The sequence below is a fragment of the Streptomyces sp. NPDC087420 genome (assembly GCF_044744165.1).
In the GTDB taxonomy this organism is placed as follows: Bacteria; Actinomycetota; Actinomycetes; order Streptomycetales; family Streptomycetaceae; genus Streptomyces.
This window is the reverse complement of the sequence record NZ_JBIUXU010000016.1, coordinates 64,282-76,147: the sequence shown is the minus strand read 5'-3', so window position 1 is coordinate 76,147 and position 11,866 is coordinate 64,282. Positions and strand designations below refer to the sequence as shown.

Genomic DNA, 11,866 nt, shown 5'->3' with positions numbered 1-11,866 from the left:
GGACAATCCGACCGACGGACTCGACACGACGCGCTTCACTCTCGCCAGGACCGCGCACCATGCACATGAGTACGAATCGCAGCAGCAGGAATCGGCCTTCCCCTCCCCCACACAGGAGAACGGGCTCTGAGAACGCCCAGCATTCCCGACAACGCACCCGCGCGGCTCCATGGCGCTCCCCGGCTTTCCCCAGGTGGGGACAGCCCCACCCCCGACCCCGGAATTCGCGAAACCACGTCCTGCTCAACCCACACAAAACGGGCCCTCACCTCCGTACAGCCGGCCCCTACGGCCGTACGGTTCTGGCCGCAACCACAGAAAGCCGGCCACGACGGCGGTCGCGCCGACCGATCACCCGCCATGTATGCCTCGCTCAACCCCGCACCCACACCAGCCCAGCTATCTCTGTCGTTACGGCCCCAGCCGGACGTGCCCGCCTCCGGGGAGAGACGGGCACGGTGTGAGGGGTGGCTGCGGTACGGCTAGTTCTTCGCGTACACCGGAGCCACCGCGGGCTGCGGCGCGGCCGCCGGGGCCGCTTCGCTGAGGCCGAAGCGCTGGTGGAACCTGCGGAGGAAGCCCGGGGCGTACCAAGCCGAGCCGCCCAGGAGGCGCATCGCCGCCGGGACCAGGATTCCCCGTACCGCCACCGCGTCGATCAGGATCGCCAAGCCGCTGCCCAGGCCGAACATCTGCATGAAGCTGAGCTTCGCCGTGCCGAAGGCGAAGAAGCTCACCGCGAGCAGACACGCCGCCGCCGTGACGATACGGCCGGTGTGGCCGAGGCCGTGGGTGACGGCGGACTCGTTGTCCTCGCCCTGGTCGTGGAGTTCCTTGATGCGGCTGGTGACGAACACCTCGTAGTCCATCGACAGGCCGAAGGCGATGCAGAACATCAGCACGGTCATGGACACCTCCATGGGCTGCGCGGTGAAGCCGAGCAGGGAGGAGAGGTGGCCGTCCTGGAAGATCCAGGTCATCACGCCGAGGGTCGCGCCCAGGCTGAGCATGTTGAGGACCAGCGCGCGCAGCGGCTGCACCACACTGCCGGTGAACAGGAAGAGCAGGAGGAAGGTGGTGACGGCGACCAGGGTCACGGCGATCGGCAACCGGTCGCCGATGGAGGTCTTGGAGTCGACCAGTTCGGCGTCAACTCCGCCCACCAGGGGGTGAGTTCCTGTGGGCGGTGCGACCGCCCGCACCTTCCCGACCAGGCTCTGGGCCTCGTCCGACTTCGGGGGCAGGGCGCTCACAACGTTGAGTTGTTGGGCGTCGGGGCGGCCCAGGGCCGCTGCGGCGGGGGTGGACGCCCCGGGCCGTCCCTCGGCGTACGTCCCCGCGCTCGTCTCGACGCGGATGACGCCCTGGAGCGTGGACAGTTCGGTCGCGTACGACGCCAACGGGGCCTGCCCCAAGGGCTTGTCGATGACCACACGCAGCGCCGCGTCATCATTGCCGTTGAACTTCTCCCTCAGCACCGACGACACCTGGCGGCTCTGCGCCTCCTCCGGCAGCACCCGCTCGTCCGGCGTTCCGAAGGTGATGCCGAGCAGCGGGCTCGCGGCCAGCAGCAGGACGGCGAGCACCGGCAGCGCGGTGAGCGCGGGACGCCGCATGACAGTGCCGGCCAGACGGCCCCACAGGGGTGCCCGGCCGCCGAAGCGCGGCTTGTTCCCCCATGGCATCCGCCCGCTGTTGACGCGGTGGCCCAGCACGACGAACAGCGCCGGCATCACAAACAGCGTGCTGAGCGCGGCGATGACAACCACGCCGATCCCCGCGTAGCCGAACGAGCGCAGGAAGTACTGCGGGAACACCAGGAGCGCCGCGAGCGCGGCCGCCACGGTGGCGGCGGAGAAGGCGACCGTACGGCCCGCCGTGCTCACCGTCCGCCGTACCGCGTCGTCCACACTCGCCCCCGTCGCGAGCTGCTCGCGGAAGCGGCTGATCATCAACAGGGCGTAGTCGATGCCGAGTCCGAGGCCCAGCGCCGTCGTCAGGTTGACTGCGAAGACCGACACATCGGTGACACTGCCGAGCACGAACAGCTCCGCGAACGTACCCGCGATCGCGATGAGTCCGATCGCCAGCGGCAGCAGCGCCGCGACCGCGCTGCCGAAGACGAGCAGCAGCAGGATGAGCGTGAGCGGTACGGCGATGGCCTCGGCCAGAATCAGGTCCTTGCCCGACTGCGTACCCATCTCGCTGGTCACGGCGGCGGCGCCACCCGCCTGGACCGTGAGCGTGTCCTCGTACGGCCCGTTGTAGGCGTCGATCACGGCCTTCGCGTTCTCGTCGCGCTCGATGCCGTCACCCTTCACGTGGGCGAGGACCACGGCGTCGCGGCCGTCCTTGGAACGGAGGTCAGGACTGGCCGTGTCCCAGTACGAGACCACGTTCTCCAGGTTCGTCTCCTCCTTGAGGTCGGCCACCAGGTCCCGGCCGCTCTTCCGCGCGGCCGGAGCGTCCACACCACCATCCGGGGTACGGACCAGCAGAACCAGATTCGTCTCCCCGCCGAACTTCTTGTCGATGACCTCCTTGGCACGGCTGGACGCCGAGGCCGGGTCGTCGTACCCCCCTCCCAGCAACGTGCCGAACGCGCCCGCGCCCAGGACGCCCATGAGGGCCACAGCCACGACGGCGACGATGAGTACCAGCCGGGAGCGGCGAATCGCCACCTCGGCTATGCGTTCGAACACGCGCGATCTCCTTCACATTCGATGTTCCGTACGGCGAAAAGGGCGCGCGACAGCCCGAGTTGACGAACAAGGAGCCGGCGCGGTGTGCGGTGTCGCACTCGCTGTCGCTGTCGCTGTCGCCGTGAGAAACGTTAGTGACGGGTCAGGGGATTTGGCAGTGTTAGATTTTCCTCACACTTCGCCACCGACGGGACCAGCGGCCGTACGGTCGTCACATGCCCGCACAGGAACACCCAGAGGAACACCCCCTGGCCGCCGCCCAACCCTCCCTGCGCGAACGCCGCCGCGCCACCGCCACCCAAGAAATCCTGGACGCCGCCGAGCGCCACATCACCGAACACGGCCCCGCGGCCCTCTCCCTGCGGGCGGTCGCGCGCGACCTCGGCATGACGGTGCAGGCGCTCTACCACTACTTCCCAAGCCGGGACGCGCTCGTAACAGCGCTGGTCACCAAGGGATACAACGACCTCGCCGCCGCCGTACAGACCGCCGTCGACACCGCGCCGGCCAACTCCCCCATACCGCGCCTAGTCATCGCGGCCGAGGGCTACCGCCACTGGGCCATCGCCCACCCCGAGCGCTTCCAACTCCTCTACGGCACACCGCTGCGCGATTACGCGGCACCCACCGAAGGCCCAACCACCCAGGCAACCCGCCGGATGAGCGCGATCTTCGAACGCGAGATGTTCGGCGGCTTCACCGAGGCACAACTAGCCGCCGCGGAAACCCCCGCACTCTCCCCGCCACTCCACACCTACCTGAACCAACTGCCGCACTACGGCGAGGGCCATCTCCCACCCCCCGCAACCGCGCTCCTGATGAGCGCATGGGGCCACCTGCACGGCCTGGTCGTCCTGGAGGTGTTCGGCCACACATCATTCCTGGGCGACCACCAAGCCGAACTCTTCCGCCTGGCGATGGGAAACCTGCTCACAGACATCCACCGCCGCATCCCGCTCACCTGACCCCGGCGGCCCGAACATCACCACACGAGCGCCGTCACAGAACCCACGGATCCGGCCACCGGGCAGCAATACGACCGTCTTCGCCCGGCACCACCGCCTGCGTGAACGCAACGCCCTCGTCCGGCCACAAGAAGAAGCCGAACTCGTCGCCCGGAGGCAGTTCGGCACCGCTCGGCAAGGGAACCCCCTCCCCGCACGTCAGTGTGCGGAGGGGACCTTCGTCCGACCGCAGGAAGATGACCACACGAGGATCGTCATCGGCGCCCCACAGCGTTTCCACTGCCCGCAGAAGGGCGTTCCGGGCGGCCCAACGGATCTCCACGCCGAAAAAGGCCGTGACCAAGGACTGGCGCCTCACTGATCCGGCGACCGAAGGGAGGCCGCCGTCCTCGACGAGATACCACCGGTGACCGTACGTCCCCTGCGCCTGGCGTTCCAGGATGAGCGTCGGTGTGCTGTCCACCGCGGCCCGGGCTGTCACATCTGCCCAGAACCTACCGTCCGTAGGACGAGAGACTGCCGGCTCCTCCTCCTCTGCCCAGCAGGGAACCCTCAACGGATACAACCCCATCTTCTCGATCTCCGCCAGAGATTCGAGCGCACTCTCCTGAATCTGCACCGACAGGCAGAAATCCGCATCAACCGCTACCCGCAACACATCGCCGCTCTCCAGCAAGGCCGAGGTCGTGCCATCGCGCAGACTCTCCCTGAGCAGCCGCAAGCCGGCCGCCAGGTCGACCACCCGCCCGTCGTACATCTCTCCGAGCCACGACGGCTCCGGTACATTCAGGAAGACGTGCCGCAGGACAAAACGATCCACCCCGACGGCCTTGGCCAGCAGCTCGACCGCCGAGATGTAGAGATCCTCGGTCCGTTGATACTCCTCGGCGGTGAGGATACGGCCGCCGAACGCTGCTCCGATGTCGTCGTACGACGTCCAGTCGTCGACCTCACCATCACGTCGCGATTTGTCGTACTTGGAGATCAGGAGAAACACAGTCACGGGCCAACTTATTTCAACGATAGGCCACCAATCCTGGATTAAAATGCCCGATGGAGATTCATCGAAGCTCTTGAAAATCCCACACCACCGAAGCCGTCAAGGATCGCGCGCCATTAATTCCGAAAAACCCATCTTTTGATTTCCTGAAGCGAACGATGAATAATTTACCCGAAAACTACTCAAGTTCCTCCGTAGCGAAATCTCCGATTGCTACAGCCCATCGAATTTCATACCAATAACCTCCCTCGAAAAATGCAGCGGGGTCAATGCCCTGAATCATTTCTTCAACCTCGCGAGCGACCACTTCCCAGCGATCCTCTTCATCAGCCGAATAGAAAGGGAATCGTCCGATAAACCCCTGCACGCATTCACTAAATTTTTCGATCGTCGAGTTGACAAGAGTAGCGCCAGTGCGATCCTTTCCTACCTCCATCACCCTGCCGGAATCAGGGTCAAGAACAACCCGCCCAAAAATCCCCGTCGAGCCAAAATCATAATATCGGACACCGTCAATTCGCACCTCCTCCAATTTCTGAGACGCACGATAAGCCTGCCCGAGAGACTGAGCGGGAACCTCAACCGAGAAAGAATCACCTCCGCCATTTTCCCCTCGCGCCGAAAGGAGGACCGTGCGAAAAATCGGAGCATCAGAATTTCCAGAATTCATTTCTTCGCCTTTCAGAACAATGAGGGTGGCATCCAGTAGAGATGGACGGCACCCTCATGCGGGAAACACTCAAGGAGAGGCGAAAAGTATAGATCCGTTATTTTTCGATCCCCAGCTTTTCGAATTGGACCTTCTTCTGCATGTGCACCACCTGACGACTTTCCAACTATGATACTCCCATCTTCGGGGCTAGCCGCCCCATAATTTCCGCCTCTCTTCTTCTTATCAAGAAGCCGCTGACGCTGAACGGACTTGCTGAGATCGTTCCCTCCATACCCTACTTGGCTCTGAGATCCGCTGCCGCCACCGCCCGACGTACTATCGTCAGCCTTAGAGAATGCCTTGTCGAGTTTATCCGCGCCCTCACTACTTGCGGCGAAACCTGGGTGAGCCCCAGTCCGCCAGCAATCGACGGCGCTCCTGCGAAACAGAGAACTACCGCCCCGCATTCGATTACACCAGATGCTGTCAGCGCCAACCCTCCGCCCCCGGCTGCGCCACCCGAAAGGAAGAGCCCTATCCCGTCCCAAAAGTTTCCGTCAGAAGCAAGACTGCTCCCGTAGTTCACGACACTGTTGGACGCCCCCTTGAGCCATTGCGTTGTGCTATTCCACGCACTGCCAGCTCAACTGCCACCATCATTGGTGTTTCCGGTGCTGGTGGTGCTAGCTGTTCCACTTCCTCCTCCTACGCTGCCGCCTCCGCCGCTCGACGCGGGCAACTCTTGCTGCGACCCGCCCTTTCCGGTGGAGTTGCAGCTGGCCGAGTGGTTTCCGTTGTAGCAGTTGTCGCTTCCCGGGGTATTGCCGCCCCTATCCATGGGCATTTGCATGCCGGTGGGGTCGGACGAGGTGACCGGGGTGTTGTTTGCGTACGCGTAGCCGTTGAGTGACTGGTGCTGGTCGAGGGTCAGGAGTGGGTCGACACTGATGAATTGGCCAATGCCCGGGTCGTATTCGCGGGCGCCGATGTGGGTGAGGCCCGTGGTGGTGTCGGCCGGCTTGCCGAGGAAGGCCTTGTCGTCGGGCCAGCTGGTCGGCTTGGTGCCGCGGGGGGCGCCGAAGGGGGTGGTGTATCGCTTGGTGATGGCGTAGGTGGTGGCGTCGAGGAGGACGCTGGAGCTGGAGGTGCCGTGGTGATCGGCTGCCAGGAAGTTGAGTTTGCTGCCCGTTGTGCCGGCGACGGCGGTGCGGACGGCGATGGTCTGGCCCGCGGCGCTGTAGTAGCGGGTGCCTGCGAGGGTTTTTGTTGTGCCCTTGGTGGTGAGGCGGACCTCGGTGCCACCCAGGTATAGGACGGTGTCGCCGTCTCCGGTGGTGTTGCGGCTGATCAGCAGTTCGCCGTCGGCGTCGTAGAGGTAGCTGGTGCCGGTGGCGGGTTTAGAGCCGGCCCCTCACGACATGGAAAAGCCCCCGCCGGCCGTCGGGATCATGCAGGCCGGGCGGGGGTTTCGGCGGCGTCAGGCCAGGCGGTTCACCAGGGCGTCGTACTCGTCCCACAGGCCCTTCGGGGTGTGGTCTCCGAAGGTGTTGAGGTGGCGGGGGATGAGGGACGCCTCGTCGCGCCAGACCTCCTTGTCCACCGAGAGGAGGAAGTCCAGCTGGGTGTCGGTGAGTTGCAGGCCCGCCGTGTCCAGGGACGCCCTGGTCGGGAGGATGCCGATGGGGGTTTCCACGCCCTCCGCCGTGCCCTCCAGGCGCTCCACGATCCACTTCAGGACGCGGCTGTTCTCGCCGAAGCCCGGCCACACGAAGTGTCCGTCGTCGTCCTTGCGGAACCAGTTCACGTAGTAGATCTTCGGCAGGGACGCCGGGTCCCTGCCCTCGGCCACCTCCAGCCAATGGGCCATGTAGTCACCCATGTTGTAGCCGCAGAACGGCAGCATCGCGAAGGGGTCGCGGCGCAGTTCGCCGACCTTGCCCTCGGCCGCCGCCGTCTTCTCGGAGGCCACGTTCGCGCCCAGGAAGACGCCGTGCCGCCAGTCGAAGGACTCCGTCACCAGCGGTACGGCGGAGGCGCGCCGGCCGCCGAACAGGATCGCCGAGATCGGCACGCCCCGGGGGTCCTCCCACTCGGGCGCGATGATCGGGCACTGGCCCGCCGGGACGGTGAAGCGGGCGTTGGGGTGGGCGGCGGGAGTGTTCGACTCCGGGGTCCAGTCCTGGCCCTTCCAGTCCGTGAGGTGCGCGGGCGCCTCCTCCGTCATGCCCTCCCACCAGATGTCACCGTCGTCGGTGAGCGCCACGTTCGTGAAGACGGAGTTGCCCCACAGCGTCTTCATCGCGTTGGCGTTGGTGTGTTCGCCCGTGCCGGGCGCGACGCCGAAGAAGCCGGCCTCGGGGTTGATCGCGTACAGCTTGCCGTCCTCGCCGAACCGCATCCAGGCGATGTCGTCGCCGATGGTCTCCACCGTCCAGCCGGGGACGGTCGGCTCCAGCATGGCGAGGTTCGTCTTGCCGCACGCGGACGGGAACGCGGCCGCCACGTACTTCGACTCCCCCCGGGGCGGAGTGAGTTTGAGGATCAGCATGTGCTCCGCGAGCCAACCCTCGTCGCGGGCCATGACGGACGCGATGCGCAGCGCGTAACACTTCTTGCCCAGCAGGGCGTTGCCGCCGTAGCCGGAGCCGTACGACCAGATCTCGCGGTCCTCGGGGAAGTGCGAGATGTACTTGGTGGAGTTGCAGGGCCACGGCACGTCCGCCTCGCCGGGGGCGAGCGGCGCGCCCAGCGTGTGGACGGCCTTCACGAAGTCGCCGTCCTCGGCCAGCTCTTGGAGTACGGCACTGCCCATGCGGGTCATCGTGCGCATCGAGACGGCGACGTACGCGGAATCCGTGATCTCGACGCCCATAGCCGAGAGCGGTGAGCCGATCGGGCCCATGCAGAACGGCACGACGTACATCGTCCTGCCGCGCATCGCGCCCCGGAAGACGCCGTCCTCGCCGGCGAAGACCGCCCGCATCTCGGCCGGGGCCTTCCAGTGGTTGGTCGGGCCCGCGTCCTCCTCCTTCTCGGAGCAGATGAACGTACGGTCCTCGACGCGCGCCACGTCGGACGGGTCCGAGGCGGCGTAGTACGAGTTCGGCCGCTTGACGGCGTCGAGCTTGGTGAACGTGCCCTGTGCGACGAGCTCCGCGCACAGGCGCTCGTACTCGGCCTCGGACCCGTCGCACCAGACCACCCGGTCCGGCTGGGTGAGGGCGGCGATCTCGCCGACCCAGCGGTTCAGCTCACGGTGGGGGGACGGGCCGGTGGTGGGGGTGGAGACGGTGGAGAGGGTGGTGCTGGGGGCCGTTGTCGGGAAAGTGGAGGGAGCCGCGATGTCGCGCGCCACGATTGCTCCTAAATGAGGGATTTGAGGTTGTCTACCCCGTGGGGGCCTCGACCCGGACGCCTTCGTAGCCCGCTCATCCGGTGCCGACCGCACTCATTTGATCATCCGACGATAGCGCCCATCTGTCCATAGGGCCTCACATGTGAGCATGACCACTGCCGCGCGGCACGCCTCACAGTCACGCGGCACGCCTCACGGTCACGCACACCACCTCCCCGTCACCCACTCGACCGCTTTGTACTGAAACGTAACCTACGGTGGCGTAGGTAGCATGACCGTATGACTCCCGCCGCATCCGACTCCTTCGCGAACCCCCCACAGCCCGCCGAAGGGGGACCGGTCGAGATCCAGCTGCCGAGCCCGGTCAAGCCGAAGCTGCGCGGCTGGCTGCACGCGGGCATGTTCCCCGCCGTACTGGTCGCGGGAGTGACCCTGATCGTCCTGACGGACTCGGTGCGGGCCCGGGTCGCCTGCGGCGTCTACGTCCTGACCGCCTGCCTGCTCTTCGGCGTCAGCGCCATATACCACCGGGGCACGTGGGGGCCGCGCGGCGAAGCCGTACTGCGCCGGCTCGACCACGCCAACATCTTCCTCATCATCGCGGGCACCTACACCCCGCTGACCATGCTGCTGCTCCCCGACGCGTCGGGCCGCGTGCTGCTCTGGGCCGTCTGGATCGCCGCGCTGGCCGGCATAGCCTTCCGGGTCTTCTGGGTCGGCGCCCCGCGCTGGCTGTACACCCCCTGCTACATCGCGCTCGGCTGGGCCGCCGTCTTCTTCCTGCCCGACTTCATGCGCGCCGGCGGCATCGCCGTCCTCGTCCTCGTGGTCGTCGGCGGTGTCCTCTACAGCGCGGGCGGTGTCATCTACGGCCTCAAGCGCCCGAACCCGTCACCGCGCTGGTTCGGCTTCCACGAGGTGTTCCACTCCCTCACCCTGGCCGCCTTCATCGTGCACTTCATCGGCATCTCGCTGGTGGCTTACGAGTACTCCTGATCCCCCCACCACCTCCTGTCCTCTTTGGCAGCCGCTGTCATTTGACAGCGGCTGCCAAAGAAGGCCGTGCCGGACCGTCGTGTCGTACAGCCGTGCCGGACAATGGGGATCATGGCCGCCCCCTCACGTCACCCGCTCCAGGACCCCCCGCCGCGCCCCGGCCTCCGCGAGCGCAAGAAGCTCAGGACCAGGACCGAGATCCGCCGTGCCACCTACCGGCTGATCGCCGGGCAGGGGTACGAGGCGACCACCGTCGAGCAGATCGCGCAGGCGGCGGAGGTCTCCCCCTCCACGGTCTTCCGCTACTTCCCGGCCAAGGAGGACATCGTCCTCTCCGACGAGTACGACCCTGTCCTGGCGGCCGGGCTGCGGGCGCGGCCCGACGGGGAGGCGCCCCTGGACGCCTTGCGGTCCGCCCTGACCGACAGCCTGCGGACACTCCTGGCGGAGGAGCACGACGAGTTGGTCCAGCGCACCCGGCTGATGGTGGAGGTCCCCGCGATCCGCGCCCGGACAGCCGAGACCATGGCGGTGACGGGCAGGCTGCTCACCGGTGTACTGGCCGAGCGCACCGGCCGGGACCCCGGGGACCTGGAACTGCGCGTCCTCACGGCGGCGGTGCTGGGAGCGCTGGGCGAGGCGACCCTGTACTGGGGCGAGCACGGCTGCCGCGACGACCTGCTCAGTCTGGTCGGCCGCGCGTTCGACACGCTGGGGAGCGGGCTACGGCTCTGAGAACGGCGACCACAACCGTACGTAAGACCCTCACCCGAACCGGGGCGTCAGCCGTACCCGCGCCGTGATCGTCTTGGGCCGCTGGTACTCGTACAGCGCCAGCGTGCTGAGGTCCGTACCGTGCCCCGACGAACCCCTGCCCCCGTGCGGCAGCTCCGCCGTCTGGACCAGGTGGCAGTTGAGCCACGCCTCCCCCGCGTTCAGCCGCGCCGCCAGGTCCAGCCCCGCCGCGATGTCCCGGGTCCACACACTGGCGGCCAGCGCCTGTGGCACCCCGTTCGCCAGGGCGACGGCCGCGTCGACACTCTCCGCCGCCTGTACGGTCAGCAGCGGGCCGAACACCTCTTCCACCACCGCCGGATCGTCGTCGGGCAGCTCGGAGAGCACCCGCGCCGCACGCCAGTAGCCGCCCTCCTCCCCCTCCGCCGGGGCGAGTTGGCCGCCCGCCGACACCTTCGCCGCCGAGCGGGCCACGATCCGGTCGTAACGCGCCGCCTGGTCCGCGTTGTTGAGCGGGCCGAAGTGCCGCCCCGCCTCCCGCTCGCGCATCGCGCCCGTCAGGTGGGCGACCACCGACGCGTGGTTCTCGCGCAGGGTGATCACCCGGGCGGGTACGGCGCAGCTCTGCCCGGCGTTGTACGTGGTCGCCTCGGCCAGCTCCTTCCATGTGTCCTCCGGGGCGTCCGGCAGGACAACAACCGGGCTGTTGCCGCCCAGTTCGAGGCTGACGCGCCTCGTGCCGGCCCGCGCCGCGACCTCGGCACCGGCGACCGCGCTGCCGGTGAAGGCGATCAGGTCCACGTCGGCCGCCACGAGCAGCCGCCCGGTGTCCCGGTCGCCCGGCAGTGTCTGCACGACGCCGTCGCCGAGCGCCTCGCGCGCGTGCTCGGCGAGGAGCAGCAGCGAGTCGGGGGTCGTCTCGGCGGGCTTGACGACCACCGCGTTCCCGGCGGCGACGGCGGGGGCGCAGCGCCAAGCGGCCATCATCAGCGGGTAGTTCCAGGGCACGACCACGGCGGCGACCCCGAGGGGTTCCCAGCGGACCCAGCTCTCGTGGCCCGCGACCAGGCCGCCCGCCGCCGGGGACGACTGGGTGCGGGCCGCCCAGGCGTAGAAGCGGAAGAGGTCCGCCGCGTTCTCCACCTCGCCGGCCGCTTCGTGGAACGGCTTGCCGGTGCCCGCGCGCTCGGCGGCGACGTACCTCTCCGCGTGCTCCTCGATCAGGCCCGCGAGCCGGTCGAGGCGCCGGGAGCGTTCCCTCGGGGTCAGGGCGCGCCAGCCCGCGTGGGCGAGGCGGCCGGCGGCGACCACGGCGGCGACGCGCCGCTGCCGCGCGGCGGCGGAGCTGCCCCGTACCTGTCCTGTACGGGGGTCGAGCAGCGGGACCGGGGCGGCGAAGTCGGTGTCGGCAACGCCCTCTTCGGCATCCATCGTGTCCTCCGTCAGACGGTCGTCCATGGT

Annotated in this window: 8 protein-coding genes and 1 pseudogene; 3 read left to right on the top strand and 6 right to left on the bottom strand. The window is 67.5% G+C overall.

All coding sequences use genetic code 11. The annotated features are described in order from the left end of the window. Positions 1-482: 482 nt before the first annotated feature. On the bottom strand, positions 483-2,702 hold the full coding sequence (locus ACIO1C_RS30295; protein ID WP_401869381.1) for an MMPL family transporter: 2,220 nt from the start codon (positions 2,700-2,702) through the stop codon (positions 483-485). A 215-nt stretch (positions 2,703-2,917) separates the two neighbouring features. Here ACIO1C_RS30295 and ACIO1C_RS30290 point away from each other — a divergent pair, with 215 nt between their 5' ends. Further along, a complete protein-coding gene (locus ACIO1C_RS30290; RefSeq protein WP_401869378.1) occupies positions 2,918-3,667 on the top strand; it encodes a TetR/AcrR family transcriptional regulator in 750 nt (249 codons plus the stop codon). Positions 3,668-3,701: 34 nt separating this feature from the next. Here the strand turns inward: ACIO1C_RS30290 and ACIO1C_RS30285 are convergent, their stop codons facing one another. The 4 genes and pseudogenes from ACIO1C_RS30285 to ACIO1C_RS30270 form a co-directional block, all read right to left on the bottom strand. Then, positions 3,702-4,670, bottom strand: a complete 969-nt coding sequence (locus ACIO1C_RS30285) for a hypothetical protein (RefSeq protein WP_401869375.1) — start codon at positions 4,668-4,670, stop codon at positions 3,702-3,704. A 175-nt stretch (positions 4,671-4,845) separates the two neighbouring features. Beyond that, positions 4,846-5,337: an SUKH-4 family immunity protein gene (locus tag ACIO1C_RS30280; RefSeq protein ID WP_401869372.1), complete on the bottom strand. Its 492-nt coding sequence runs from the start codon at positions 5,335-5,337 to the stop codon at positions 4,846-4,848. Positions 5,338-6,168: 831 nt separating this feature from the next. Continuing rightward, positions 6,169-6,703, bottom strand: a pseudogene (locus tag ACIO1C_RS30275) (RHS repeat-associated core domain-containing protein); the annotation flags it as partial. Between the two features lie 93 nt (positions 6,704-6,796). Continuing rightward, entirely contained in the window at positions 6,797-8,674 is a 1,878-nt protein-coding gene (locus ACIO1C_RS30270; RefSeq protein WP_401869369.1) for a phosphoenolpyruvate carboxykinase (GTP), read from the bottom strand. Positions 8,675-8,953: 279 nt separating this feature from the next. On the opposite strand from ACIO1C_RS30270, the gene ACIO1C_RS30265 reads away from it, so the two are divergent. Together ACIO1C_RS30265 and ACIO1C_RS30260 are read left to right on the top strand one after the other, a co-directional pair. After that, positions 8,954-9,670: a hemolysin III family protein gene (locus ACIO1C_RS30265; RefSeq protein WP_401869365.1), complete on the top strand. Its 717-nt coding sequence runs from the start codon at positions 8,954-8,956 to the stop codon at positions 9,668-9,670. Positions 9,671-9,781: 111 nt separating this feature from the next. After that, positions 9,782-10,405: a TetR/AcrR family transcriptional regulator gene (locus ACIO1C_RS30260; RefSeq protein WP_401869362.1), complete on the top strand. Its 624-nt coding sequence runs from the start codon at positions 9,782-9,784 to the stop codon at positions 10,403-10,405. A gap of 30 nt (positions 10,406-10,435) precedes the next feature. Here ACIO1C_RS30260 and ACIO1C_RS30255 read toward each other — a convergent pair whose 3' ends face one another. Continuing rightward, the gene (locus ACIO1C_RS30255; RefSeq protein WP_401869359.1) at positions 10,436-11,863 is read right to left on the bottom strand and encodes an aldehyde dehydrogenase family protein; all 1,428 of its coding nucleotides are present in this window, start codon (positions 11,861-11,863) and stop codon (positions 10,436-10,438) included. Positions 11,864-11,866 lie beyond the last annotated feature (3 nt).

Excerpts from the sequence above, each read along its gene's own strand:
- ACIO1C_RS30280 (WP_401869372.1), bottom strand. The coding sequence starts at position 5,337 with ATGAATTCTGGAAATTCTGATGCTCCGATTTTTCGCACGGTCCTCCTT.
- ACIO1C_RS30265 (WP_401869365.1), top strand. The coding sequence starts at position 8,954 with ATGACTCCCGCCGCATCCGACTCCTTCGCGAACCCCCCACAGCCCGCC.
- ACIO1C_RS30255 (WP_401869359.1), bottom strand. The coding sequence starts at position 11,863 with ATGGACGACCGTCTGACGGAGGACACGATGGATGCCGAAGAGGGCGTT.
- ACIO1C_RS30260 (WP_401869362.1), top strand. The coding sequence starts at position 9,782 with ATGGCCGCCCCCTCACGTCACCCGCTCCAGGACCCCCCGCCGCGCCCC.
- ACIO1C_RS30290 (WP_401869378.1), top strand. The coding sequence starts at position 2,918 with ATGCCCGCACAGGAACACCCAGAGGAACACCCCCTGGCCGCCGCCCAA.